The organism is Streptomyces hamibioticus (assembly GCF_047946815.1).
GTDB lineage: Bacteria > Actinomycetota > Actinomycetes > Streptomycetales > Streptomycetaceae > Streptomyces.
Window position 1 is genome coordinate 4,469,218 of the sequence record NZ_JBKKQY010000001.1, and the last position, 22,565, is coordinate 4,491,782.

Sequence of the window (22,565 nt, forward strand, 5' to 3'; positions counted from 1 at the left end):
TTGCGATCGGCAGTTCATCGCGCAACATGGTCCGAGCGGAGCCTGCTCCCGGCAGGCGACGCGACGCAAAAATCCCAGCCTGGAGGAGCAATGAGCGAGCCGGCCGAAGCACGAGTCGCCCGCCGGGACAAGGACGGCCGGCCACTCGATTTGATGGAGTGGGCGAGGCTGTATGAGGACGACGACTACCGCCTGGTCGCCGAAACTCAGGTCGACGACGTGCTCGTGCGCACGCTGTGGGAGGGTCACGACGTCCAGGTCACGTGCGCCGGCGACATGTTCCACACCGGCGTCCGCCGCGGTGACCGATGGACTGACGAATGGGTCGGCCACCACCCGTGCACGCTCATCGAGGCCGAGGCCGCCCACGAGATCGTCGTCGCGAAGATCCGGGAACAAGCCAACAAGCACTGACGGCTGCGTACGCAACTGCGTACGCACTAGCCTGCCGCCATGACTCAACCACGCCGAAGCAGCGACGAGTTGTTGGCGGAGGCCGGCAGGCTGTACCGGGCCTCGCTCCCGCAGCGGACCCCCGAGGAGGCGGAACGGGACCGAGAAGCGTCCTGGGCCCGCCTCTCAGCCCAGTGGAAGGCCGACCTCGACGCGGAGAACGCCGTCGCCTGCACCCTGTGCCTCACCCGCCGGCCTCGCATCCGCGACGACGAGCCCCTGTACTGCCTGGCCGAGGAATGCGTGAACGCCCGCAAGCCCTGGCACTACCACCGCGTCTGGAACAGCAAGACGGCCGACCAGCGCGAGAAGCGCCGGCACCGCCGGCGCCTCCGCAGGGGTCGACTGCCTCAGACACCCTCGGCGGAGGGAGCGACCACGTGAAGTCGAAGCAGGACATCGACGAGGCCATGGATGCGCTGGAGCAGCAGCAGGGCCACGACAAGGCCCGGGACATCGCTGCCAGCGCGCTCAACTGGGTCCTCAGCGATGACGACAGCGTCGAGCACCTGCTGTGGGAACTCGGAATGGGGCCCCAGCCCCCGCGCTGAATCCAGCCCCCCGCCATTTTTCGACCGGGCATCCGCTACGGTCGAGCTGAGGCTGGCCCCATGTGTGGAGCAGGACGGGCCAGCCTCACCATCAAGCGCCGGCGGCTCTCGCTACCCCCGTCGAGGGCCGCCGGCTCCTGGAGCACGCCGGGCAGCGCATGTCCGGCTCCGGTAACCCAGGCCCGCGGCCACTGCCGTCGGCATGGACACTGCCTCTGGAGGGAGGGCCGATATGCGTATGGAGCACCAGGCCCCCCGACGTTCGCTTTGCCCGATTAATGGTGGGGGGTGCCTTTCGCGAGGATTCGACCCCCACGGGGCTTTCGCGCCACTTCGGGAGTCTTGGGGTGTTGGCGGAGATTACGAGCTATACCCGCCTCTGCTGCAAAGGCTCTCCATGTCTGCTAAGTCGCGCATGTACGCCTATGCCCCATATTACAGGGCGTAAGATTCCTTACACCAAGTAAGTGTAGACGCACAGTGACCGACCGTGCGCGAGGCGTGATGCAAGTGGACGGCGGCCCATCGCTTTGCCGAGCGAATTTCAGCAAATTCCGGCACATGGTGCGTAAATCGCAATCCTGCTGTTACTCCGCGCGGGCAGGCAATCGTGAGGCACTGCCTAAAGAGGGCGCTTAGGGGTATACGGTGCGGCCCTGGCATAAGCTATTTCCAGGGCAAGTGGGGGTTACCACCTCATAGCCCGCATGCCACGCGTAGGCCATACACACGCACGAGCACGGCACAAGCTGCACAGCGGGGCAAGCATGCTCATCCTCTCTTCACTCTTATACGTAGCAAGAGGGGCAGATACTTCAGAACCCCCGAATTTTCGCGCCCTGGCATTTTCTAGGGCGTGTCCGTCATGCCCTGGTATGTGGTGGCGAAGCGCTGAGCGCCCCTCTGACGCGCCGGACCCCGTGAGGGTACCGAGCGACGCGGACAGCGAGACAGGCCGCGAGGCGGGCGCACACGGGTACTGACGGCCCCCGTACGGCCGGGCGGCCGGGCCGAATTGGCGCCATGCGAGCACGTCACCGGCCGTATGCGGGCCCGGGGGAGCGGCGCCGGAGGGACGGCCCCCGGCGGGGGGAGCGGCCCCCAGGGGAGCGCACACGGCCGCGACTACTTTCCGTGAATTTCTGCGGGTTTTCTCACTCTGCGTAGAGAATTCGGGCCCGTCGGGGCCGCTTGCAAGGTGCCGACAAGCGTTACTGACGCTGTGTCAGGAAATCGCATTTTCGCAGCTCAGAGGCCCTTTTCGGCCTTATTGAAAATCGCCCCCAATAAGGCGCCGACGGCGCCGTGATCATGGAATGTAAGGGTCGCAGAGCACTAGTGATCTTACCTTTAGGTAAAGGGAAGGCAAATAAACGAGATGGCTGCAAGCCTCTGACCTGCATAAACGCAGACTCCTCAGGATTCCCCGCGAAAACAGGTACACAGAGCCCCCGAGTTCCTCTAATGTCTTCCTTGTCACCGCAACCGAGAGGGGGCGGGGACAGCAAGGGAACGGAGCGGGCAACGACGACTCGCATAGCACCCCCGGACACGCCGGGCGAGTGCATGGACCTAGGTAGAGCTGTGCTTTTTCCAGCTCCCCCCGCGATTCCCGGCGGGTGCGTGTGGTGCACGTGCTGCGAAACACGTGTGCGCTTGGCAATGCGCCATATCCGTGAGGACTGGTGGCCTGTCTGGCGAATATTGATAGCTAATCCGTGCGCGTTACGTGAGTGACGTCAAGCGGGAAAGTGGACGCCGAACACATACGTTCTTGCTCAAGGTAGGGGCGCGAGTGTGTCGCTAGGCGGTGTGCCGTAAAGGGAAACCAGCGGCCTTTATCCCTTGCCCGATACCGAATGATCCTTGCTCGCACCACTAAGAGCATGGCTGCGGATTAGCTCGGCGATTAGCACAAGGGGTGACGTATGCCTAGCAAGCGTGCGCCACCTAGCCACTGATGACCGGACCGCCACAACGGGACCGATTCAGTGTTTGCCATGGCGGGGGCGAGTAGTCCCCCGGGATTTTCTCGCCCCCGCGCATGGTTTGTTGCCTAACCACTTGTTGATCATTGCCAACCTCGTAACACAAGGGGGGGACCTATGCCGACTCCGAAGATTGCGCGTAGGAAGTACGGAAAGCCGCTGTTCTCTGGACTTGACACGGAGGACAAGTCGTCGTCACAGCTTTACCGCGAGAATTTCGCGCGTGAGCAGGCCACCGAAAGCGCACGCGCGCACTTGCAGACCCTGCCGACCGCGCCGCAGTTCCGGGAGTTGCCCGCGAACAATCCGGCCGCGCGCTCGAAGTACGACCCCCCGAAAGCGGACGCGCGCTTGACCATGACGCGCGGTGCCAAGGGTGTGCGGAATACCATCGGCACCACAAGTGTGCCCACTGGGCTGCGTAAGAGCGCTGGTGAAAAGCTGCACCCGAAAGCCAAGGATGGACGCCGTAAGACGCGCGCTGCTGCGGCGACGCGTTCCAAGGGTGCCGAGAAGATCGTCTATAACTCGCGCGTCGGCATGACTGCCGCAAAGCGCATGACGCCGGAATTGCGCGCGAACGTGGCGCGCGAAGTTGCGGCGCAGCATGCCAAAACCCTGCGCACGCGTGAGGCCACGCGCGTGGAAAACGCGCACGCCGCGCGTGAGGCCGCGCGTAAGAACCTGCACGACGCCATTGCCCGCGAGCGTGACGCGCTCGCGCGTGGTGACACCGACGCCGCAAAGGCCGCTCGCGCGGACATCAAGAAATTCCGCAACGCCGCCAAGTTCAAGGGGAACTGACCATGAGCAACCGCCCGATGGCCTACAGCACGATCACGGCCATGCAGTCTGCCAACAGTCGCCACGTCATGGGCGCGCTGGCCGCGCTCGCCGGGGAGAACACCGCGAAGAAGCGACGCCGGATGCGCGGCCAGCAGGCGGCCCGGATCGCGCACGCCAACTTGCGGCCCGCGCCCGGCACGCTCGGCGAGACGAAGCGGCCGTGCGACATCCCGGTGACGTTCAAGGCGGCGAAGCCGGAGCGGCGCCGGGTGGTGCGTGCGGCGACGTCGACCGCGCCGGAGCCGGTCAAGGCGGAGCCCACGCCGAAGTACCGGCCGATCAAGGCCGCTGAGGTCCCGGCCGAGATCAAGGCCGCGACGCGTAGGCGGCTGGCCGACGGCGGACTGACCGGCGAGTGGTTGCGCGTCGGCATCCTCGACGGTCGGGACAACCTGACGGTTCACGTCTACGCGCGCAAGCACGGCGCATCGGTCCGCTATTCGACCGGCGCCTGACGCAGCGCATACCGGGGCGCCATTCCGGGCGAGGAATCGTCACGGGGTGGCGCCCTTTTCCATGCCCAGAAAGGGGGCAGCAATGCCCAGCATCACCGAACCGATCGCGCATATGGACATGGAGCCGATCACGGTTCCCGACGTGTACGCGCGACGCGTCCCGCGCGACGACATCGGCCCCGCGTTCCGTGAGCACGTGTCCCGGCTCGTCGGAGACGGGGTGATCGACTACGACTGGAAGACGGTGGGAGAGTTCGCCGACCGGTCGGGTGATTACCTCACAGTGCTGGCGTGCGTGCGCGGCGGGGAAATCTGGTACGGCCTGGAAATCATCGACGGGTCCGACGTCCTCCCGGCCGGACGATTCCGTAAGGCCGGGAAGTACGCGTGCATCACGCGTGAGGACAACGAACGCGAAATGTTGTGCGGCGCGACCGGGTACGTCCTCCAGCCGGAATTCTGCGATCGGTCCTCATCCCGGTACGTCACGCAGTACTGCTCCGGCTGTGACCGCGTGTACCGCCGGGAGAACGGTGGACGCGTGGCCAGCAGTGAAGACGACACGCTCTGACCCATCCTCGCGGCGGCATGGTCCCTGACGTTCCCTCGCACGAGAGGGGCTGTGCCGCTTCGACGATCGGTCCGTCAATCCGCACGGACACAGCAGCAACCGGCGCTCCGCATTCGGTGGGGCGCCATTTTCATGCCCGAAGGGAAACCCATGACGTACAAGATCATCGACACGGCCGGCCAGACCCGGACCTTCCTGGAGCTGGGTACCGCGCTCGCCCTGGCCGCCGGTCCGATCGAGGCCACCGACGAGAACGGCCGCACGGTCGTGATCGACCCGGCCGAGATCGGCGGTCAGAAGTGAGGCGCTCGCTGCTTCGTGCTGCGGCTCGACGCAGCATCCGATTCGACCGGCCTAGCGCGGTGCGCCGTTCCCAGGAGACGCGCGACCGGCTCGCGCACCTGCGGACCATTCGGCACGAGATTCCGGCGCACGCCTTCGAGTACCGCTGGTTCCAGGCGGCGCGCAATCGGCGGTTCCTCCGGCAGGACATCGACATAGAAATCCGGCGCATGACGGCGCACCGGACCGGCTGAGTAAAGGAGACAAGTGCAATGCGCGCGTGCACCACCATTCCGCTGTCCGTCACCATCTCGGGCCAGGAAATGCCCCGACTGAACCTGCTGTGTCCGCTGTACGGCAAGACGAAGAGCGGTCGCAAACGCGCGGATTTCACGCGCACGGTCAAGCTCGCCATTCGCCTGATCGACCGAAAGGAAGAGGTATGCCGCTGATCCCGCTGCCGCACTTGGAGGCCGGGGAAAAGACCTGGAGGGCTCGCGCTCGCTGGGTCACGTTCGAGATGACCACCCCGCCCGGATCGGCGCCCGAGCGTGTGCAGGAATGCCGTCGCTCGCTGGCTCAGCCGACGTATTTCGCGCGGGAGGAGACGGCGTCCGGGATCGTGCTACGGCCCAACCTGCTGTCCGCCGTGTGGTGGGCCCGGGGTTTCGCCGCGAACCAGAACAAGGTCGCGCCGCGCATGGCGCGTCGGGAGGGAGTAGAGGCATGACGCGAGCACGCAGGTACCCGATCGGCCCGCGGCCTGAGCTGACGGAGGCCGAGAAGGCGGAGCGGGAAGCGATGAACCAGCCGAGGCCGCGCGTACGGTCAGAGGCCGAGCGGAAAGAACTCGCGGCGCGGGTGCGTGAACTCCAGCAGGTCGACAGGCCGCTCACGACGGCCGAGCTGGTGCCGGGCCTGTGGGTGCGGATGCAGTACGTGAACGCGGTTGGCAAGCCCGCGGGGTCCCGGGTCGGGCTGCTGGCGGAGGACTACCGGGAGCCTGACCGGCTCGTGCTGTGGTCCTACGTCTACGACGGATTCCCGCCCGGCGCAAACCTCGTGCTCGGTCCCACCTTCGGACGTGACCGGGAGATGCCCACACACGAGATGCGGCCGGTCGACCCAAGCAGGTTTCGGGAGCAAGAGCGGGCGCAGATCGCGGCGTACGCGGAGCGCGGGCGCTGGAACCGGGACAAGTGCCGCTGGGAGCTGGAGCAGTAGACGCGTAGATGGCTTCAGTCGGCCTCGGTGTCAGGGGGCATCGAGGCCGGCGGTGGCTGTGCGCGACATGCAATCAGTCGGGCTGTGGCTCCGGCCGACCGCGGGTCGGCAGGGATGCAGCAGCAACTCGAAGCGCCGCCGTACGGGTGGCGCTTTTTTCATCTCGTTTTTGCGAGGGGGCAGGGTATTGCGAATGGGCGATGCTATCGACGCGGTCGAGCGAATGCGCATGCTGAACGTCTTCCGTTTCAAGCACGTTGAAGGCGAAGAGTTCCGCGTGTGTGAGTCTCCGTGGCCGCAGGGCGTGATGTCAGATGAGGAGTACGCGCGGTTCCTGGCGGCGGCGGACTCCAGGCACGACACCTACATGCAGAACGGCCGCAATCCGGTCCGGCCCACGGACTGCATGTACAAGGTGGTCGTGAAGCGGCAGGTCGTGGCCTGGGTGACGGCCGACGGTGTGCGGCACGTCATCGAGGGCGATCACGGACCGGCGATCAATCAGGTACGCGACCTGGCGCGCAAGCACCTGGCGGCCGACCCGAAGGCCCAGCAGATGCTCGCCGACGAGAGGGGGGACATCGAGCGGATGACCGCCGAGTGGTTCCCGCGCATCATCGGCGAGTTCCGCGGGCGAGCCGCACCGGGCAGCAAGCTGAACCGATACCCGGCCGGGCTGACGGTCCGGGAGTGGACGGACCAGCGGTACAAGGAGGAGCGGGCGCGCACCGGCAAGCAGTGGCCGTTCATCCCCAACCCGACGGAGGAGTACACCGACCGGGAGCGGGCCGAGTGGGCGGCCGAGGCCGACCGGTACGAGGCCGCATTCCGTGAGCGATTCCCGGTCGAGCACCGGCTGTGGGAGTTCCGCCAGTGGTGGGACCGAACCCAGGCACAGCGCGCACAGGAACCGCCGATGGACGTCAAGAACGGCATGCGCATTCTCATTCAGGAGTGCGGCGTGCTGGTTCCAGCCGTCATCGACGCCACCTGCAACAACAAGCACAACCCGGAGCCGACCGTTGACCTGCGGGTCAAGCCGTCGAGGGCGGAATCCGACGGGCTGAAGCGGTGGGTGCGGCTCTGGCCCAGCCGAGCGGTGGCGTACGAGGACATCCCGGAGGACGTCCGGCAGCACTGGGACGACACCTGGGCGGAAATCGAGAAGCTGGTCGTGCAGTAGGACAACTGCACCATTCGACGGATTGGGAGCCGTAGGGCGCGTATGTGCCGGGCGGCTCCCTTTTCGCTGTCCATCCTGAATTCTAGATCCGTCCATCGAATGGCGGAGCGAGGGAGTTTCAAGTGCTGGGCTCGAACTCGGTGACAAAGGTGATCGACCGCCTCCAGGACGCGCAGGGGTGGACGGACAACACGGTGCTCGACCTCCTGATCAGGTTCGTGGACGAGCAGGGGCAGGCCGCGGAATTGGACGAGTACCTGACGCGCGTGGCGAACGAGGAGAACGACACCGACGAAAAGTAGGCGATGGGCCGCGTTCATCGACAGGGTGCGTGCCTGGTTCGAGCAGCTCCCTGCTCGCTGTCCATCCTGAATTTCAGTCTCCGTCAATCGAATAGCCGAAGGAGGGTTAGTGAACGCGCGACGAATGAAGGCGCTGCGGCGCAAGCAAGAGACCGCCCGCATGCGACACCAGGTGGAGACGGCCCGTGCCTTCGTAAAACAGTGGCGGTGGGTCCTGGTCGAATTGCCCAACGGCTACGACTGCCACCTGAACTGCGGTGAGGCCGAGGCTGCGTACGCACTATGGCAGGTGTTCGGCGACCCGGAGGCCGCTGAGTCGCTCATCGAGCAGCACACCGAGAAGGACGAGTGCGGCGACAGCCACCACGAGTGCACGGAGGCGTGCCAGTGATCGACCGCAGCGACGAGACGCACACGTACGACGGAGTCGAGATCACGGCCGGCCTCAAGGTCTTCAACTACTACGACCAAAAGTGGGGGGTGGTCACCCAGGAGCAGTTCGAGCGGAACGGGGACATCGACCCCGGCGGCAAGCACTTCAACGGCTGGTACGACGTCCAGCACGACGACGGCTCCACCGTGCTGCTGAACGGCCACCGCATGTCCACGGTCAACCCGAATGGCGGACCGAAGGTTCTCCGTGACCTGCTCAAGTTCTGAGAAGGGGACTGCACATGTTCACGGTCTGCATTCTGGAACCGTGTTGCCTGCTGACGGAGCCGGGGTACGACCCCGGTCCGCGCCCGCGGTACCACCGGACACCCGGTGGGTGGCCGCCGCGCTGCACGCATCCGGTGCCGCGAGTAGCGACGCTCACCACCTACCAGGACCGCGCGGCGGCCGAGGCGGAGTACATGGGCAAGGCGCGTGGTTGGTACTCGACCGACGGCTACATGTTCGAGGGCGAGATGCCGCCGGAAGGCGAGCGGTTCCGCATCCTGCCGATCGGCGGCAGCCTGACCACGCACTACTACCACGGTGAGCCGGTCGAGATCCCGTTCCCGACCATCGAGATGGCCCGGGAGTACGCCGAGGACTGGCACGAGTACCCCAACGCCAAGCGGTACCAGCAGATCCTGTTCAACATCGTCGGCGACCGGGATACGCGGGTGCGCTGGTCGTCGTACGGGGTCTCGGTCGGCACCGAGCTGGAGGCAGGTGCGTACGCCTGAGTCGGCCGGCCTGCTGTGGTTCTTCATGCTCCAGCAGTACGTGCCTCCGGCCGGTGATCAACCGGCCGAGTGGGTCAACACGGCGACTCGGTACGTGGAACTCAAGCCGCGCGGAGACGGGCTGGAAACCGACCCGGTGACGGCGTACTGCGTCCGCCATATGCGAGCACGCCAGCGAAAAGGCGAGCCGCAATTCCGCGTGATGGTCCGCGAGTACCAGGGCCGCGCATTCCGTCAGCAATTCGTGGTGCACATCGACGGCACCCGCACACCAATAAGCGACTGAGCTAACGGAAGTCCAGGACGCAGCAGCAACGCCGCGCCCCGGGCTTTCGCCTGCCAGCCGTAGCGAAATGGAGGAGCAATGGACGGAACGACTACCGACGTCGAGACGTACGTCAAGCACACGGCGTTCAGCCGTGAGGTTCGGCCGATCGGGGAGCCGATCACGCACGCCGGGGAGTCCCCCGAAACTCTCGTGGAGGGCCGAATGCTGGTCCGCGTGCGGCCCTTCTACAAGGTCCCCGCCAGCCAGTGCTCGCTCACGACGGCGCGCTCCCCGTTCACCTACGAGGGCTACGTGGTCGGCGTGACGGCCGGCTCCATGGTCACCGTCCGCATGAACGCCTTCCAGGACTGCGCGCCCTGGCCCATCGAGGGCGCCTTCGACGTCAGCGAGCTGCACCGGGCGTACTCCTGCGAGTGCGCCGCGTGCAAGGGAAAGAACGGCATCTCGGAACACGACGGAGCGTGATATGGGAATCAACCTGCGGTTCGAGGGCGACGGGATTATCGGCGAGTGGTCCGCGTGGCTGGACGACAAGGCCGAGGAATTCGACCGGCTCGACGTCCTGTACGAGAAGTGGTCGGAGAAGCACGCGACCTGGCAGGACTACCCGTACGGCCCGATCCAGTTCCTGAACTGGCTGAAGCGGTACGGCATGACGGTCGAGCCGCCCCACTGGAGCGGTGAGCTGAAGACCGAGCACACGTCGAACTTCATCTCGTGGATCGACGAGGCGCTCCACTACACGATCTTCAAGCTCAACGGCACGTACTTCGTCGCGGTCTCACAGCCGAGCCACGTCAAGGACCCGAACTTCTACCGGCTCACCTGCGACGAGCCCGACGACTTTCTGAAGGTCACCGACGCGTGGATGGAGTGCGAGGGTGGCCACGCATTCGAGACCGAGAACACCTTCCACTGGCAGTTCTACGTCGAGGGCGTCGGCCCCCGCGGGCAGAAGTACCGGCTTTACGACCTGGACCGGGACGGGGATGGCGACCTGCTGTGCCCGAAGTGCACGAACAAGATCACGAAGGTGGGAGCGAACTGATGGTGACGATACAGGCGGCGACCGACTTCCTGAAGGGAATCAAGCCGGGCGCGCGGGTTTCGTTGTTGGACCCGCACGACGTGAATTCGCGCAACGAGTGGCAGGCGCTGCACGTACTGGAGGGGGAGCAGCCGACCCTTCCGTACGTGCCGGTCTGCCGGGACATGACCCACACCCGGATCTACATGCGGGTGTGGGTGCACACCGGGTTCATCGCGAACCTGTGCGCGTGTGAGCTGGCGGCCGGCCGCAAGTGGATCGCAACGTGGGACATGCCGGCCGACGCCAAGCACGTCATGTCGGCAACCGGGTTCGAGGACCGGGAGACCAGCCAGACCTGGCAGTCGACCCGGTGTGGCGTGCTGCTGGAGACGACTGACGGCCGCCGCCCGTACAAGGACGGACACCTCACCTACCCCACCCCCACCCACTGGCACAAGATCACCTGCCCGGGGTGCGCGATGCGTGAGGGGAAGGACCCTGAAGCGATCGAGGGCGTGACCGTCTTCGGCTCCCCCTTCTGAGTGCCTGCCCGGCCGACGAGCAGCGGTGCCGTCCTCCCCTATGCGGTATCCGGCGGGTTCGATTCCCGCGCCGGGCGCTGATGAAAGTCGCAGAGAGGAATGAGTGTGGCCGACATTTCGATGACCGATCTCGCAAGTGCAGCCGCTGAATTGGTGGTGTCCCGGCTCGACGAGAAGTACGGGCTGGTCTACGTCGACCGCGGCCAGTGCCTGAGCGACGAGCAGATCCGGAAGCTGCTCGCCGGTGACGAAGACGTGCTGGACGTCGAGTGGGAGTCCGAGAACAGGTGGCACGGTACGAAGTACGTCCTAGAGAACCTGCTGGACCAGGACGCCCGGGAGTGGCTGGAGGAGCACGGCGCCCTGGACCAGGTCCGCGAGGCCATCGAAGAGCGTGACGAGTCGGACCCGATCAGCGACCTGATGCGCGAGACCGGCTCGAAGCTGTTCCGCTACCGGCTCGACGGTGAGGCGAAGGCCGACCCGTGGCGATTCTCGGACGAGGAGACCGAGGACGCAGCACGAACTCTCGGTGACGCGGCCGGCCTCGACTTCTGGGACAACGTCGGCGCATTGCGGGAGCTGGTGGCGCACGCCAGTTACGGCGGCGGCCTGTACGTGCTGTGGCGCGGCAGCGTGAAGCCGGTTTACGAGGCCGTGTGCAAGGTGCGCTGGAGCGACCCGGTGCCCGAGATCACGGTGCAGTGGACCGACCCGGAGCTGCTCGTGCTCGACACGTGGAACGGCTCCGGTCACTCGGTGCGGGTGCGCGGCACCGTACGTCTCCCGTTCGATCCGGACCGGCTGTCCCTCGACACCGCCCGGATGCCGGGCGGCTACTCCTGGACGGACACCGTCGGAGGCGGATACCGGCCCGAGGGCGACGAGCCCGAATTCATCTACCCGGAAACGGAAAACGAGGCGGTTCAGCATGGCTGACATCAAGGCCGAAAAGATCGGCCTGGCATCCGGGGACTACCAGCTTCCCTGTGGCTGCAACATCCGTGTGGTATTTCCCGGCGGATACCTCCACCTGCACCACACCGGCAGCCAGTGTCCGGAGCTGGCGCGGCTGTGGAAGGAGGTCCAGTCCCTCCAGAACAGCTACGGGGCCCCCGACCCCTGGAACTGGCGGTCGATGGACAAGTACATCGAGTGCCTGCGGCACGTCGGCGCGTGGGAGGGCCGCATCAAGAGCACGGAGCAGGAGCGCGACAAGTACCCGCACCCCGACGCCGAGGCCGACTACCCGATCACGAAGGAGACCACCGGTGTCGACACTCGCGCCTGAGACGCGGACCGAATCCGGTCCGCCAGTACCGCTGCCCAGGATCAGGGTCCGGGCCCAGTCGGACGACGAGCCCGGCGCGTACCCGGTAGGCAGTGAGTGGTGGGAGGCCAAGGACACAGCAGCAATGCATGCCGGCCGCTTGGCCCCGCTGGTCATCGAGATCGTCGACGGCGCCGGCCGGGTCATGGCCGACTGCCCGAACCGGATCGGCCCCCCCAGCTTGATCGGCGTCTACGACAAGCCGGAGGAAATCGCTGATCCGTGGGTTCAGTACTACGCCGCCGATCACTGGACGCCCTGTTTCGGAATCGAGCCCGGGGACCTGGTCACCTTCGGCGGCGGCCAGAACTTCGCCGTCATCAACTTCGAGCAGGTCGACCAGGACTACGGCGACGTCGGCGCCAACACCGGATTCCTGCTCTGCCAATCCGCCGCAGCGCCGGCCGTCCGCTTCCTCGTGCCGGTGGAGGAGCTGAAGAAAGTGAAGGAGATCACCGCATGAAGGAGATCGGTGACATCGTCGGGGGCGAAGGCTGGACGATCGTCCACCTGGCCCGTCAAAAGCACTACGACGATCGCTACTACGGGCAGTTCCTCGGCGCCCGAGAGCACGCCCCCAGCGGCAGCACGGAGTGGATCGTCGGCCGCCTGTACCCGGGCAAGAGCCTGGACGACGGATTCGTGCACGGGGAATGGGCGTACTCGAAACGCTTCGCCGAAAGGCGGGCCACGGACAACGCGGATGCTGCGCTGAAGGCGTACATCGAGATGTCCCACGCCACGTTCGTCTGGAGCCGCGTCTTCGAGCAGGAGACCGGCCAGGCGATCGACCGGCACCTGGCCGGCCCCGAGGTCGCCGGCGCTCCGAAGCTGTCCGCCGGCTGGCAGCGCAGCGACCCTGGCCCCTCCGTTCCGCACGGCAGCCACACCATCTACCTGCCGTTCCACGAGGCGAAGTACTACCTCCTGCACTTCCTGCGGGACACCCAGCTCAGCGCGATGGCGCACCTGACCCAGGGCGTCACCCTCGACCGGCACCAGGCCGTGGACCTGGTGGTGAACGCCATCGGCCCGGTGCGCTTCGACTACGGCTACAACACCTACTGGCTCGCGGCCGAAGGCCCCGTCACGACCGTTTGATGAGAGGAACCACCCTCATGCGCTGTTCGACCATCTCTTCCACGGTCGCCCCCGGCGACGAGCCGTGCAAGAAGACCGCGACCCACCTGCTGATCGGCTCCATCCGCGAGGACGAAGGGGACCGTAAGCCCTTCCGAGACCCGGTGTGCGAGCCCTGCGGCGAGTCCTACACCCGGCGCCCCGCGCTGCGGGCGCGCATCGTCCCGCTCCACGTGCACATGCCGGAGAGCGCGTTCATCGGGATCGTCGAGGGGCACCGGCTGGTCAAGGACCCCGAGCACGAGGCCCGGTGCTACGACTGCGGCACGGCCGGCACCCCGACGTGGTTCCAGTTCCAGACGAACGGTTGCCCCGGCCGGCCGGAGTCCATCACCGTGCTGTGCCAGCCGCGCGAGTCCTACGGTGCCTCGCTCGACGAGTGGGCCCCGGAATCCGCACGCCTGTGGTGGAGCTACGCCGTTGACTACCTCCACATGCCCATCGAGGACTGGCGGCCGGTCACTGAGGCGACGTACAGCGCCTACTTCACGTTCCGCGACCGCGAGTACGCCGTGCAGCACAGCATGCTCGGCCGCCGGTTCGGAGCGGTGAAGCTGCCGAACCGGGGTCGTCCCTCGCCGGAGATCATCAACGCCGACCTCGACCCCTACAACCAGGCCGTCTTCAGCTTCCACGGCCGGGTGACGGAGTCCGGGTCCGAGTACTTCGCCGCCTGGACGCCCGGCCACGCGAACATCCCCGACCGCGAGCTGATCATCCTCTACACCCCCGAGGGCGCGATCAGCGAAGTCCTGCGCGTCCCGGGCCTGCGGTCGTGGGCCGAGACCACCGGCGCCATCTGCGACGCATTCGGCCCGATCAGCCGCATCAAGCTCCAGACCCGCATCTACGAGTAGGAGAAACCTTTGTCTGCGCCCCGCTTCATCTACCATCCGACGACCCCGCCCGGCGATGAGCCGACAAGGTTCCAGGTCTACGTCGACCCCGTTGGCTCCGCCCTGGAGGTCGACGACACATACCTCGGCACGGTCTACCTGACATCGGGGGGCGGATGGGTAGCCGACTGGAGCAAGCTCAACGGCGCCCCGGCCCTCGCCATGCCCGGCTTCCAGTCGAAGGAGGACGCGGCTTCCGCTCTGTACTGGTTCGCCCCGCCGGCGCAGTCGGCACGGAGTCGGCCGGCGGGTAGGGCGCTGTCGATGTCCGATGAACGCAAGATCGACCTGTCCCAGTGCGGGTGCTGCGTCAACAACGACTGCGAGTGCGAGGGACTGAACCGGATCTCCCAGCGTTTCGGCGTCACGCAGACCTACCAGGTCCAGCCCTCCCTCATCCCGGCCCCCGGAGCCCTCTTCTCCCTCCTGCCGATGAAGGACAGCGGAGACTTCCTCGTCGACCTCAACACGTGGGGCGCCGGTTCCGGCATCGGCTACCTCCAGCAGCGCGACGACGGCCGCTTCGACGTCCGCGTGGGCGCCAAGTCGCTCGGGATCGCGCCGTCACCGGAGACCGGCATGTGGGCGTGCCTCCAGGCCCACACCGGCACCAAGCTCTACGGCCGACTCTTGGACGGCTTCGAGTCGCACGACCAGGCCCCGACCGACACCAAGTAACCCACCCCACCACCAACCGACGAACCGGAAGGAACCCGAACTGATGGAGAAGATGAAGGTGAGCGCCGCACTGGAGCTGGCGCAGAAGGAGAAGGCGGCCGGCCGCTCCGGGGAGCTGCTGTTCGGCGGCCGGGCCAACACCGTCAAGCCCAGGTCCCCGAAGAGGGTCACGCTGACCCTGCTGCACCGAGGGAAGGTCGAGATCCGCGACCTGGACGGCAACCTCGCCGACGACACCCGCACCGGCACCGTCATGTGGTTCGGCGCCCCCGAGGAGACCACGGAGGAGGCCAAGTGACCGAGCTGACCTACAGCGGCGACGACTGGCGCGAGGCCCTCAACAAGGCCGGGGACGCCGAGTTCTGCGAGATCGACTCCCGTGAGAAGGGCGGAGAACTGGCAGGCGTCGTCAGCGAGCTGTACAACGACGAGGCTGGCTCCGACGAGGGCCTCGTGTTCGCGGCCATCACCGTGGCGGAGAAGCTGCGCCCCGAGTTCGACCGGGACTTCCTGACACGGGTCATCAAGACCTACGACGAGGAGACCACGGGCCGGTTGGTGGAGCGCGCGATCGGCTTCATCCAGGGGCGCTGGCCGGACTTCCCCATCAACTTCACGCGGAACCTGGAGCAGTTCGCGGTCGAGTACGCACTGCGGCACGAGGAGCGCGCGGCCGACGACGGCACCAGCGGTCCGATGTGCGTCTTCAACGTCGCCGAGCTGCTGGCGAAGAAGTGACATGGCACGGCCCACCGTGAGCAACCTGCCGCCGGACGATGCCGACGATCCGATCCCGCACCCGCTGTCCGTCGACCCGTTCGTCCCGCCGCCCGGCTGGACCATGCACGCCATCCGCGCCTTCGAGACGCGGCTGAGCGTGTGCAAGCAGCAGGCCCGGAAGATGCCGGAGGACGCGTGCTACCTGCTGCCCGCGATCGAGAAACTCTCGCGCTGGGTGCACGCCGTGCCGGCCGTCACGGAGTACTCCCTGATGTCCATCGAGCGGATCACCGGCTGCATCAACGACGAGTACTTCCAGCAGTACGCCAAGGAACTCGTCATCGAGCCTTGGGGAATCCCGGCCGTCGACACCTACCACTACCCCTGGAACCAGATCACCTAGCACGTCGGCTCACATGGTGGGCCGCGGACACAACAGAAATCCGAGACGGTCCGTTCGTATGCGCAGCCGTCTCCCGTCGACACGAGGAGCACCGCCATGAAGCGCCGCAAGCGCTACCCCTACTCCGAGCTTCCCGACGGCCAGTTCGTGAGGGTCTGGACCAACTCCACCCAGCCCCAGTACTACTACGGCCGCGTCCGGTACCACCGCCGCAACGACAAGGGGCGGCCGGTCGGGATCACCGCCGTGGAGACGCTGGACGCGCGGGACCTGGGTGACTGGTACAAGCGCCCGCGAGGTTGGTACCGCGAGATGGAGACCGAGTTCATCGAGCCGGTGAACCGCCTCACCGAGAAGCCCACCAAGGGCTCGTTCATCTGCGGCCATCCGATCGGCACCAGCGACGAGCCGGGTTACTGCACCGAGACGACCGTCGAGGACACCGACCGGTGCGCCGCCCATCAGGACACCACCATGGGCCGCCCCGAGCAGCCCGCCGGCGACTGAGCCGACGCTCACCCGACCAACGCGGCCCCTCACATGAGGTGCCGCTTTTTCATGCCCGAAAGCGGAAGGACGGCATGACGGCCGGCCCCGTGCTCCGGCCCGGGAGCCGGTCCTTTTGTGTGCCCACGTAGGAAAAGACCCCACTCCGCACCCCCGGTGGGGGCGAATAAACCAGCACATCACTCGAATGGGTGACCTGACTAATTACGGCTGTGCTCGTTGGGCCAAGAGCGCCGGCCGCGAGACGAAAGGACCCGCCATGACCACCAGCACCACGCCGAACACCCCGCCCGACAGCGGCTGGCTGACGGACCTGACCGAGAAGCAGAAGCAGAACCTGGCCGGCGCGAAGGTGGACGTCTTCTGCGGTCTGAGGGCGGCCAACGGTCTGGTGATGGACATTGAGGACGGCGTCATGCGCCTGTTCCGCGACGACCACGCCGAGCCCCTGGAGTTCCCGGTCGCCAGCACCAGCTACTCGCGCGTGCCGGGCACGCCGATGCGGCCGGCCCTCGCCCGTGCCCTGGTGTACCAGCGTGACTGGGAGGTGCAGCGGGCCTCCCTGACCAATGACAACGGCGACGCGCTGAACCAGGCCCAGTACGACGACGCGCTGAGCGAGTACGAGATGGGTCTGCCGGACCTCTATGACGCGCTGATCATGGAGTACGCCGGCGCGATCTTCCAGCCCGCCGTGCCCGGCCAGGGGGGCAACGCATGAAGGTCTCCTTGGTCCCGGGGACCCGCGTGATCCTCGACGACCCCGAGTACGGCGACTGGCACGGGCGGCTCGTGGTGTGCCTGTGCAAGCGGCACGTCTGGCAGCAGCAGGTGGGAGAGGGCGGACCCGGCCGCGAGTGCGGACACGCCCGGTGCGGCTTCTCTCCGGCAGCCGACGCCTGCCCCTGGCCGCTCCACGTGGTGTGGGACAGCCACTGGTCCGACACCGATGGCCCTAACGAATCGCACCAGGGCCCGGACTCCCTCCGGCTCGAACTGCCCCCTGCCGAGTGATCCGGCCGTTTCCGTGGCGCCCCTTCGGGGGCGTTGCGGTCTTTGCCGAGATCCACGCCCCACGCCCCTTTCCACGAGGAGAAACGCATGCCCACCCAGACTCAGCCCGAACATCGCATCGACATCATGCGAGGCGTCGGGCCCACGGAATTGTCCCGGTACACCGGTCACTACTTCCAGGTGCTACGCGGCACCGAGGGCTACGCCGGGCTCCTGGTCCGAGTCGACGGCCGCTACGCCGAGATCTTCCAGCCCCGCCTCCGCGGCACCGAGCGCTTCAAGATCGGCAACTGCACGTTCATCCGCTCCCTGGACAAAGCCCCGCGCCCGGCCTACGCCCGCGCGCTGGCCCACCAGCGGCAGTGGGAGGCCATCGACCTCAGCCTGCGCCGCGGCGTCGAGGACGCCCAGATCACCGACCAGGCCATCTGGGACCGCCGACGCGGCGAGTGGGAGCACGGCCTGGTCGCCATTCACGAGGCCCTGATGCAGGAGATGTACGAGATCCCGGTGTGTGACCTGCACCCCGTCTACGACGGAGAGTGAAGATGACGAAGCACGTCATTCAGTTCAGCGGCGGGCTCGGCAGTTTCGGGGCCGCCCTGTGGGTCGCCGAGAAGCATGGCACCAGCAACATGACGCTGCTGATAGCCGACACCAAGATCGAAGACCCCGACCTGTGGCGTTTCGCCGACGACACCAGCCGCCTGCTCGGCGTGCCGCTGACGAAGGTCGCCGACGGACGCACGCCGTGGGAGCTGTTCCGGGACAAGCGGTTCCTGGGCAACGACCGCATCACGCCGTGCACGAAGTACCTCAAGCAGATCCCGTGCCGGAAGTGGATGAAGGAGCACGCCCCGGTCGACGACTCGCTCGTCTACATCGGCGTCGAGAAGACCCCGCGCGACCGGCGCCGGGCTCCGGCCATCGCCCGGAACTGGAAGCCCTGGCAGGTGCGCTTCCCGCTGTGCAACCGGTGGATGCCGGAGCTGGGCAAGGAGGAGTCCAAGGCCCAGCTCATGGACCTGTCCCGGTGGTACGGCATCGAGCCGCCCCGGCTGTACGCGCTCGGCTTCGAGCACAACAACTGCGGCGGTACGTGCGTGCGCGCCGGCCAGAAGCAGTGGAAACACACGCTCGATGTGCTGCCGGAACGGTTCGCCGAGGCCGAGCGGGAGGAAGCCAGCCTCCGCGAGCAGCTCGGCGACGTCACGATGCTCCGCGAACGCCGCAAGGGCACCGCCTACGGCCTTCCCCTCTCCGTTCTCCGGCGTCGCCAGGACGCCGTCGCCGCGTTCACCACCCTTTAGGAGAACCATGACCACAACTGACGACCGCCCGGTGCTGCGCACGCCGACCGGCGGTGCCGAATCCCGGCCGCAGCGCCCCGAGCAGTGGCACGGCCACCCCTACGTCTGGGCCTGGAACGTCTCACTGGGCGCGACGAGCCCCACGTACATCGAGGGCGAGTGCAAGGCCGCCAAGGACGCCGGCGCCCCGCCCGACGCCGTGTACCGCACGAGAGACGACGACCCGAGCATGCCCGGTGAGTGGATCACCGTCGGCATGATGGTCAACGACCTGGCGCAGCAGCGCGTGCGCGAGTACGCCCAGGCCCTGGTCGACTGGCAGGACGCGCTCAAGGCGTACCGGCCCCGGCCTGTGATGCAGCCGCTCCAGGCGAAGCCGGCCGAGCCGCAGACCGACGAGTCCGAGAGCGCGGAGACCGAGGAGCCGGAATACGAGTACGCCGTCACGTTCACCGCCAGCTTCACCGGCGTCGTCACCGCGCGAAGCCTGCTGGATGCGACGAAGAAGATGACGCCGGGGGAGAAGTTCGCGCCCAGCGGTTACGGCGTCCTGGACCTGCCGGGCGACCACGGTGTGCTCTGGCACGCCGCGTTCGACTCGTGCAAGGGCACGATCGTGACAACGACCGACCCGCGGATCAGCCGTGACAACAGGCCGGCCGAAGCGCCAGCCGCCGAGAAGCCGGCCGAAGTGCCGACGGCGGCCGAGGACACGGCTGGACCGACGCCCACCGCAGGGCGTGGCGTGCGGCTGGTCAGGCGCCGGGCATAGCCCCCGACCACTCTGTGCAGGGCCCCGGGCTCGAAGAGCCGCCCGGGGCCCTTCGTCCGTTCACACACTGGAGGAAGACCCGCATGAGCAACACCGACGAGACGAACGACGAGGGCAAGTTCTTCACCGCACCCGTGGTGCAGAAGTCCACCAACTACCCCCTGGCCGAATTCGTCATCGCCGCGCTCCTCGGCATCGACGAGTTCACCGAGGACAACGAGGAGGAGTGCCTGCGCCGGACGAAGGCGGTCTTCGAGCTGTACGACCAGCTCGGCATCCCGCTCGTGTACTTCAAGGACGAGACGCCCTTCGCTGCGCGCTACGTCAACCGCGCGCTCATCCGCCGGCACCGGGGCCAGCGCACGGACCACCGCTGGAAGACGCCCGAGGAGTTCGACAAGCACCTCAAGCTCACCAAGGCGACCCGCACCGGCAAGCTGAGCCGCTCCTGCCACCGCGTTCTGCGCACCGGCTCGGCGCTGCGCCTGGAGGAGCCGTGGGTGGTCTACCAGGAGATCGACGACCACTCCGACACCGAGATCCGCCGGGTGGAGCTGTACCCCGACGGCCGCATGCTCTGGCACGACGACGACGCCTTCGAGCCGGGGACGGCGACGAAGGAGTGGGTGGAGACCGCCGAGATCCCGCTGCTGTCGGTGCGCAACAGCGCCGCCTTCCGGGAGGTCACGGAGGTGCCGGCGGAGGAGTTCGAGAAGCTCTGGAACGCGGCCAGGAAGGAGGGCTGCAAGTGGCCCGTGGACCTGCGGGCGCCGCGGCCCTGGCTGACCATCGAGCAGACCGAGACGGTCTACTGCGCCGAGACGCAGACGACCGACGACGGCTCGGCGTTCTGCACCGAGCACCGCGAGATGGCCGGCAGGGTGTTTCCCGCGCTGTTCCACAGGGCGTAGGTTCTGGGGGCAACGACACAGCAGCAACGAGGGACCACCCGAGGCTCAAGGCATCAGACCAACCCACCTAATCGAACTAGTATCGAAAACTTGGTGGGTGCATCCGGGCAGGACCATCGAGAGGCGTGGGGCGCGGTGAAGACAATTCGCCGCGTCGCGGGCTGACGGCTTCGCCACCTCATCTCCTACTCGGGATGACCGGTCAGGGGGTGCGGTGGAGTGGCTGCCAGCATCATCGTGCATTTGAACTACTTACTTCTTACGGACTGAAAGTTGAAAGGCGAGGACGTGGCCGAGCGCACCGCGATGAACTGGACGGACGACGACGGCAAGCAGCGGAAGATCCTCAAGAGCGGGATCGAGCGCCTGCGTTACGTGGCCAAGAGGTCCGGCACCGGACGCTTCCAGATGCCTCCCGGCCAGCCGGTCTGGAACACCAAGGACGTCCGGAACTTCGAGGATCTGGGCCTGTGGGCGGTGACCTGGCTCGAAGAAGGCGACGTCGACCGGGTGGGGGCCTGGCGCATCGACGGGATCACCGACAAGGCGCAGCGGGTGCTCGACGAGTGGAAGCGGCTCGTGGAGGGCGGCGGCGCCCAGCGCGGCCCCAAGCGTGGGCAGGGCGCGAACGGCGCCTGAAAAAGACAGTCCCCCTATATTTCCTCATCGCACCGAAGGCATCAAGTCAGAGTTGAGCCGAGCCTTCCGAGTGACATATGCGTTTCGCATGTACCGGTCAAGGTTGCTGGTGAAGCGGAGAAGGGGGAGACCAGCGCACACCACCATGCGCCTGGCGTATGCGCCCCTCGCGGCAGTGAAAGTACGGGCAGTTCCTGGCAAAACCTCATAGAGCCAAAGTCAGCCCAAAGAGCCTCCCCTACCCTTTCTTCCAGGTCTCACACCACTAGCTGCCGCTACAGTGCAGCCCCAGGTGCGACAACGATAAATAGACCCGTGGAGGAACAGCCATGGCGGTTCAAAGGTACGACGACCTGGACGGCACCGAGGGGGCGGAGACGGTGCGCTTCGCACTGGACGGCCGAGCGTACGAGATCGACCTAGCTGACAAGAACGCCCAAGCGTTCAGGGCCATGTTCGGGCCCTACCTGAACGTCGCACGTCCGGCACAGGACGCCCAAGGGGGGGTCCTCCTCTGCTTGCCAGCCCGCCTGAACCAGGACACCGGGCAGTTGATTCTCACCGACGAGGTCAGCAACCAGGCGCACCCCGCTGTAGCCACCGCAATCGGAGGCGGCGGGGTTGTTCTTACCGGGGAAGACCGGTACGGCCGACCTGCCCTCAAGCTGGCCACGGACGACGCCACGGACGTCACCCCTGACTCTGCTGACCCTGCTGCACCTTCAGAGAAAGGCCCGGCCGCCCGGCCGCCCGCCCGGCCGGTCGATGGGCCGGCACAACCGTCCCACGCCTCAGACACCGAGGTCCGCAACTGGGCCAAGCGCTGGTCTGTGCCCGGCCTCCCCACCCGAGGCCGCGTGCCGGCCAAGATCCGCGCCGTCCACGACCACTTCCACGACAACAACCTGGAGCCATGGAAGGAGCTGCTGCGCGAGCACGGCGTGGACCCCGCACAAGCCGAAGCCGACGCACGCGCGCTCACCGCCGTCGACTCCAAGAAGCGCACAGAACCCACTCAGGACGAACGCGACAGGAAGGCAGCAGAACGGGTCGGCAAGCTCAGCTCCGCCCAACTGACGCGCCTGCGACGCATGTACGCCGCAGAGGACGGCCGCGCAGTCTCGGACCGCAAGAACGGGGACACCACCAGCTTCGAGGCCCTCGCCCACCGCGGATGCTGTATCCAAGTCGAGACGGACGAAGCCCAGCGCACCAGCACCTACGAGATCACCAACGTCGGGCGCCTCTGGTTCGAGGTCCGTGGCATCGACCCAGTAGGTAGCTAGCGTGCACCCCCACCCCCCACACGGCCACCCGCTGTGGGGGGTGCACAGCAGCTCAAAGCCGTAAGCCCCCA

38 protein-coding genes are annotated in these 22,565 nt (G+C 66.7%); all 38 read left to right on the plus strand.

Annotated elements, in window-relative coordinates:
- The first annotated feature begins 90 nt into the window (after window positions 1-90).
- Complete coding sequence (locus ACLGIH_RS20345) at window positions 91-414, plus strand: hypothetical protein (protein ID WP_416526683.1); 324 nt, start codon at window positions 91-93, stop codon at window positions 412-414.
- A 39-nt stretch (window positions 415-453) separates the two neighbouring features.
- Window positions 454-837, plus strand: a complete 384-nt coding sequence (locus ACLGIH_RS20350; RefSeq protein WP_416526684.1) for a hypothetical protein — start codon at window positions 454-456, stop codon at window positions 835-837.
- Window positions 834-1,004, plus strand: coding sequence for a hypothetical protein (locus ACLGIH_RS20355; protein ID WP_416526685.1), 171 nt, complete (start codon window positions 834-836; stop codon window positions 1,002-1,004). The genes ACLGIH_RS20350 and ACLGIH_RS20355 overlap by 4 nt, the downstream gene beginning before the upstream one ends.
- A 2,105-nt stretch (window positions 1,005-3,109) precedes the next feature.
- A complete protein-coding gene (locus tag ACLGIH_RS20360) occupies window positions 3,110-3,796 on the plus strand; it encodes a hypothetical protein (protein WP_416526686.1) in 687 nt (228 codons plus the stop codon).
- A gap of 2 nt (window positions 3,797-3,798) precedes the next feature.
- Window positions 3,799-4,293, plus strand: a complete 495-nt coding sequence (locus tag ACLGIH_RS20365) for a hypothetical protein (RefSeq protein WP_416526687.1) — start codon at window positions 3,799-3,801, stop codon at window positions 4,291-4,293.
- An 82-nt stretch (window positions 4,294-4,375) separates the two neighbouring features.
- A complete protein-coding gene (locus tag ACLGIH_RS20370; RefSeq protein WP_416526688.1) occupies window positions 4,376-4,864 on the plus strand; it encodes a hypothetical protein in 489 nt (162 codons plus the stop codon).
- A 150-nt stretch (window positions 4,865-5,014) separates the two neighbouring features.
- The gene (locus tag ACLGIH_RS20375; protein ID WP_416526689.1) at window positions 5,015-5,167 is read left to right on the plus strand and encodes a hypothetical protein; all 153 of its coding nucleotides are present in this window, start codon (window positions 5,015-5,017) and stop codon (window positions 5,165-5,167) included.
- A gap of 59 nt (window positions 5,168-5,226) precedes the next feature.
- Window positions 5,227-5,400 (plus strand): hypothetical protein, encoded by a 174-nt coding sequence (locus ACLGIH_RS20380; RefSeq protein ID WP_416526690.1) that lies wholly within the window; start codon window positions 5,227-5,229, stop codon window positions 5,398-5,400.
- Between the two features lie 18 nt (window positions 5,401-5,418).
- Window positions 5,419-5,598, plus strand: a complete 180-nt coding sequence (locus tag ACLGIH_RS20385; RefSeq protein ID WP_416526691.1) for a hypothetical protein — start codon at window positions 5,419-5,421, stop codon at window positions 5,596-5,598.
- A complete protein-coding gene (locus ACLGIH_RS20390) occupies window positions 5,589-5,876 on the plus strand; it encodes a hypothetical protein (protein ID WP_416526692.1) in 288 nt (95 codons plus the stop codon). The genes ACLGIH_RS20385 and ACLGIH_RS20390 overlap by 10 nt, the downstream gene beginning before the upstream one ends.
- Complete coding sequence (locus ACLGIH_RS20395) at window positions 5,873-6,370, plus strand: hypothetical protein (RefSeq protein WP_416526693.1); 498 nt, start codon at window positions 5,873-5,875, stop codon at window positions 6,368-6,370. The genes ACLGIH_RS20390 and ACLGIH_RS20395 overlap by 4 nt, the downstream gene beginning before the upstream one ends.
- 307 nt (window positions 6,371-6,677) lie before the next feature.
- The gene (locus ACLGIH_RS20400) at window positions 6,678-7,553 is read left to right on the plus strand and encodes a hypothetical protein (RefSeq protein WP_416526694.1); all 876 of its coding nucleotides are present in this window, start codon (window positions 6,678-6,680) and stop codon (window positions 7,551-7,553) included.
- A gap of 122 nt (window positions 7,554-7,675) precedes the next feature.
- A complete protein-coding gene (locus ACLGIH_RS20405; RefSeq protein WP_416526695.1) occupies window positions 7,676-7,855 on the plus strand; it encodes a hypothetical protein in 180 nt (59 codons plus the stop codon).
- Between the two features lie 109 nt (window positions 7,856-7,964).
- A complete protein-coding gene (locus tag ACLGIH_RS20410) occupies window positions 7,965-8,246 on the plus strand; it encodes a hypothetical protein (RefSeq protein ID WP_416526696.1) in 282 nt (93 codons plus the stop codon).
- Window positions 8,243-8,515: a hypothetical protein gene (locus ACLGIH_RS20415; RefSeq protein ID WP_416526697.1), complete on the plus strand. Its 273-nt coding sequence runs from the start codon at window positions 8,243-8,245 to the stop codon at window positions 8,513-8,515. Before ACLGIH_RS20410 ends, ACLGIH_RS20415 begins: the two co-directional genes overlap by 4 nt.
- A 134-nt stretch (window positions 8,516-8,649) precedes the next feature.
- Entirely contained in the window at window positions 8,650-9,027 is a 378-nt protein-coding gene (locus ACLGIH_RS20420) for a hypothetical protein (protein WP_416526698.1), read from the plus strand.
- Complete coding sequence (locus tag ACLGIH_RS20425; protein ID WP_416526699.1) at window positions 9,014-9,313, plus strand: hypothetical protein; 300 nt, start codon at window positions 9,014-9,016, stop codon at window positions 9,311-9,313. The genes ACLGIH_RS20420 and ACLGIH_RS20425 overlap by 14 nt, the downstream gene beginning before the upstream one ends.
- A gap of 78 nt (window positions 9,314-9,391) precedes the next feature.
- Window positions 9,392-9,781, plus strand: a complete 390-nt coding sequence (locus ACLGIH_RS20430) for a hypothetical protein (protein ID WP_416526700.1) — start codon at window positions 9,392-9,394, stop codon at window positions 9,779-9,781.
- 1 nt (window position 9,782) lies between these two features.
- A complete protein-coding gene (locus tag ACLGIH_RS20435) occupies window positions 9,783-10,364 on the plus strand; it encodes a hypothetical protein (RefSeq protein WP_416526701.1) in 582 nt (193 codons plus the stop codon).
- On the plus strand, window positions 10,364-10,888 hold the full coding sequence (locus ACLGIH_RS20440) for a hypothetical protein (RefSeq protein WP_416526702.1): 525 nt from the start codon (window positions 10,364-10,366) through the stop codon (window positions 10,886-10,888). The genes ACLGIH_RS20435 and ACLGIH_RS20440 overlap by 1 nt, the downstream gene beginning before the upstream one ends.
- A gap of 120 nt (window positions 10,889-11,008) precedes the next feature.
- Window positions 11,009-11,827 carry a hypothetical protein gene (locus ACLGIH_RS20445; RefSeq protein ID WP_416526703.1) on the plus strand — a complete coding sequence of 273 codons (819 nt, stop codon included), beginning with the start codon at window positions 11,009-11,011 and terminating at the stop codon, window positions 11,825-11,827.
- Window positions 11,820-12,179 carry a hypothetical protein gene (locus ACLGIH_RS20450; protein WP_416526704.1) on the plus strand — a complete coding sequence of 120 codons (360 nt, stop codon included), beginning with the start codon at window positions 11,820-11,822 and terminating at the stop codon, window positions 12,177-12,179. Before ACLGIH_RS20445 ends, ACLGIH_RS20450 begins: the two co-directional genes overlap by 8 nt.
- Complete coding sequence (locus tag ACLGIH_RS20455) at window positions 12,160-12,681, plus strand: hypothetical protein (RefSeq protein WP_416526705.1); 522 nt, start codon at window positions 12,160-12,162, stop codon at window positions 12,679-12,681. Before ACLGIH_RS20450 ends, ACLGIH_RS20455 begins: the two co-directional genes overlap by 20 nt.
- A complete protein-coding gene (locus tag ACLGIH_RS20460) occupies window positions 12,678-13,319 on the plus strand; it encodes a hypothetical protein (RefSeq protein ID WP_416526706.1) in 642 nt (213 codons plus the stop codon). Before ACLGIH_RS20455 ends, ACLGIH_RS20460 begins: the two co-directional genes overlap by 4 nt.
- Before the next feature lie 17 nt (window positions 13,320-13,336).
- Window positions 13,337-14,215, plus strand: coding sequence for a hypothetical protein (locus ACLGIH_RS20465; protein WP_416526707.1), 879 nt, complete (start codon window positions 13,337-13,339; stop codon window positions 14,213-14,215).
- 9 nt (window positions 14,216-14,224) lie between these two features.
- Window positions 14,225-14,932, plus strand: coding sequence for a hypothetical protein (locus tag ACLGIH_RS20470; protein ID WP_416526708.1), 708 nt, complete (start codon window positions 14,225-14,227; stop codon window positions 14,930-14,932).
- Between the two features lie 43 nt (window positions 14,933-14,975).
- Complete coding sequence (locus ACLGIH_RS20475) at window positions 14,976-15,230, plus strand: hypothetical protein (protein WP_416526709.1); 255 nt, start codon at window positions 14,976-14,978, stop codon at window positions 15,228-15,230.
- Window positions 15,227-15,670 carry a hypothetical protein gene (locus tag ACLGIH_RS20480; protein WP_416526710.1) on the plus strand — a complete coding sequence of 148 codons (444 nt, stop codon included), beginning with the start codon at window positions 15,227-15,229 and terminating at the stop codon, window positions 15,668-15,670. The genes ACLGIH_RS20475 and ACLGIH_RS20480 overlap by 4 nt, the downstream gene beginning before the upstream one ends.
- 1 nt (window position 15,671) lies before the next feature.
- Entirely contained in the window at window positions 15,672-16,055 is a 384-nt protein-coding gene (locus ACLGIH_RS20485; protein ID WP_416526711.1) for a hypothetical protein, read from the plus strand.
- Between the two features lie 96 nt (window positions 16,056-16,151).
- Window positions 16,152-16,562: a hypothetical protein gene (locus tag ACLGIH_RS20490; protein WP_416526712.1), complete on the plus strand. Its 411-nt coding sequence runs from the start codon at window positions 16,152-16,154 to the stop codon at window positions 16,560-16,562.
- A gap of 259 nt (window positions 16,563-16,821) precedes the next feature.
- On the plus strand, window positions 16,822-17,283 hold the full coding sequence (locus ACLGIH_RS20495; RefSeq protein ID WP_416526713.1) for a hypothetical protein: 462 nt from the start codon (window positions 16,822-16,824) through the stop codon (window positions 17,281-17,283).
- The gene (locus ACLGIH_RS20500; protein ID WP_416526714.1) at window positions 17,280-17,576 is read left to right on the plus strand and encodes a hypothetical protein; all 297 of its coding nucleotides are present in this window, start codon (window positions 17,280-17,282) and stop codon (window positions 17,574-17,576) included. The genes ACLGIH_RS20495 and ACLGIH_RS20500 overlap by 4 nt, the downstream gene beginning before the upstream one ends.
- Before the next feature lie 87 nt (window positions 17,577-17,663).
- On the plus strand, window positions 17,664-18,122 hold the full coding sequence (locus ACLGIH_RS20505; RefSeq protein ID WP_416526715.1) for a hypothetical protein: 459 nt from the start codon (window positions 17,664-17,666) through the stop codon (window positions 18,120-18,122).
- A gap of 2 nt (window positions 18,123-18,124) precedes the next feature.
- Window positions 18,125-18,886, plus strand: coding sequence for a hypothetical protein (locus tag ACLGIH_RS20510; RefSeq protein WP_416526716.1), 762 nt, complete (start codon window positions 18,125-18,127; stop codon window positions 18,884-18,886).
- Window positions 18,887-18,893: 7 nt separating this feature from the next.
- Window positions 18,894-19,658, plus strand: coding sequence for a hypothetical protein (locus ACLGIH_RS20515; protein ID WP_416526717.1), 765 nt, complete (start codon window positions 18,894-18,896; stop codon window positions 19,656-19,658).
- A gap of 83 nt (window positions 19,659-19,741) precedes the next feature.
- On the plus strand, window positions 19,742-20,569 hold the full coding sequence (locus ACLGIH_RS20520; protein WP_416526718.1) for a DUF6881 domain-containing protein: 828 nt from the start codon (window positions 19,742-19,744) through the stop codon (window positions 20,567-20,569).
- A gap of 288 nt (window positions 20,570-20,857) precedes the next feature.
- Entirely contained in the window at window positions 20,858-21,208 is a 351-nt protein-coding gene (locus tag ACLGIH_RS20525; protein WP_416526719.1) for a hypothetical protein, read from the plus strand.
- 329 nt (window positions 21,209-21,537) lie between these two features.
- A complete protein-coding gene (locus ACLGIH_RS20530; RefSeq protein WP_416526720.1) occupies window positions 21,538-22,494 on the plus strand; it encodes an Lsr2 dimerization domain-containing protein in 957 nt (318 codons plus the stop codon).
- The last annotated feature ends 71 nt before the right edge of the window (window positions 22,495-22,565 follow it).

Bases quoted from the DNA above. Each gene is read 5' to 3' on its own strand.
- ACLGIH_RS20500 (WP_416526714.1), top strand. From the start codon at position 17,280: ATGAAGGTCTCCTTGGTCCCGGGGACCCGCGTGATCCTCGACGACCCC.
- ACLGIH_RS20390 (WP_416526692.1), top strand. From the start codon at position 5,589: ATGCCGCTGATCCCGCTGCCGCACTTGGAGGCCGGGGAAAAGACCTGG.
- ACLGIH_RS20375 (WP_416526689.1), top strand. From the start codon at position 5,015: ATGACGTACAAGATCATCGACACGGCCGGCCAGACCCGGACCTTCCTG.
- ACLGIH_RS20395 (WP_416526693.1), top strand. From the start codon at position 5,873: ATGACGCGAGCACGCAGGTACCCGATCGGCCCGCGGCCTGAGCTGACG.
- ACLGIH_RS20505 (WP_416526715.1), top strand. From the start codon at position 17,664: ATGCCCACCCAGACTCAGCCCGAACATCGCATCGACATCATGCGAGGC.
- ACLGIH_RS20460 (WP_416526706.1), top strand. From the start codon at position 12,678: ATGAAGGAGATCGGTGACATCGTCGGGGGCGAAGGCTGGACGATCGTC.
- ACLGIH_RS20450 (WP_416526704.1), top strand. From the start codon at position 11,820: ATGGCTGACATCAAGGCCGAAAAGATCGGCCTGGCATCCGGGGACTAC.
- ACLGIH_RS20435 (WP_416526701.1), top strand. From the start codon at position 9,783: ATGGGAATCAACCTGCGGTTCGAGGGCGACGGGATTATCGGCGAGTGG.
- ACLGIH_RS20465 (WP_416526707.1), top strand. From the start codon at position 13,337: ATGCGCTGTTCGACCATCTCTTCCACGGTCGCCCCCGGCGACGAGCCG.
- ACLGIH_RS20365 (WP_416526687.1), top strand. From the start codon at position 3,799: ATGAGCAACCGCCCGATGGCCTACAGCACGATCACGGCCATGCAGTCT.
- ACLGIH_RS20430 (WP_416526700.1), top strand. From the start codon at position 9,392: ATGGACGGAACGACTACCGACGTCGAGACGTACGTCAAGCACACGGCG.
- ACLGIH_RS20520 (WP_416526718.1), top strand. From the start codon at position 19,742: ATGAGCAACACCGACGAGACGAACGACGAGGGCAAGTTCTTCACCGCA.
- ACLGIH_RS20530 (WP_416526720.1), top strand. From the start codon at position 21,538: ATGGCGGTTCAAAGGTACGACGACCTGGACGGCACCGAGGGGGCGGAG.
- ACLGIH_RS20400 (WP_416526694.1), top strand. From the start codon at position 6,678: ATGTCAGATGAGGAGTACGCGCGGTTCCTGGCGGCGGCGGACTCCAGG.
- ACLGIH_RS20360 (WP_416526686.1), top strand. From the start codon at position 3,110: ATGCCGACTCCGAAGATTGCGCGTAGGAAGTACGGAAAGCCGCTGTTC.
- ACLGIH_RS20510 (WP_416526716.1), top strand. From the start codon at position 18,125: ATGACGAAGCACGTCATTCAGTTCAGCGGCGGGCTCGGCAGTTTCGGG.
- ACLGIH_RS20495 (WP_416526713.1), top strand. From the start codon at position 16,822: ATGACCACCAGCACCACGCCGAACACCCCGCCCGACAGCGGCTGGCTG.
- ACLGIH_RS20440 (WP_416526702.1), top strand. From the start codon at position 10,364: ATGGTGACGATACAGGCGGCGACCGACTTCCTGAAGGGAATCAAGCCG.
- ACLGIH_RS20385 (WP_416526691.1), top strand. From the start codon at position 5,419: ATGCGCGCGTGCACCACCATTCCGCTGTCCGTCACCATCTCGGGCCAG.
- ACLGIH_RS20475 (WP_416526709.1), top strand. From the start codon at position 14,976: ATGGAGAAGATGAAGGTGAGCGCCGCACTGGAGCTGGCGCAGAAGGAG.
- ACLGIH_RS20370 (WP_416526688.1), top strand. From the start codon at position 4,376: ATGCCCAGCATCACCGAACCGATCGCGCATATGGACATGGAGCCGATC.
- ACLGIH_RS20445 (WP_416526703.1), top strand. From the start codon at position 11,009: ATGACCGATCTCGCAAGTGCAGCCGCTGAATTGGTGGTGTCCCGGCTC.
- ACLGIH_RS20485 (WP_416526711.1), top strand. From the start codon at position 15,672: ATGGCACGGCCCACCGTGAGCAACCTGCCGCCGGACGATGCCGACGAT.
- ACLGIH_RS20350 (WP_416526684.1), top strand. From the start codon at position 454: ATGACTCAACCACGCCGAAGCAGCGACGAGTTGTTGGCGGAGGCCGGC.
- ACLGIH_RS20345 (WP_416526683.1), top strand. From the start codon at position 91: ATGAGCGAGCCGGCCGAAGCACGAGTCGCCCGCCGGGACAAGGACGGC.
- ACLGIH_RS20515 (WP_416526717.1), top strand. From the start codon at position 18,894: ATGACCACAACTGACGACCGCCCGGTGCTGCGCACGCCGACCGGCGGT.
- ACLGIH_RS20490 (WP_416526712.1), top strand. From the start codon at position 16,152: ATGAAGCGCCGCAAGCGCTACCCCTACTCCGAGCTTCCCGACGGCCAG.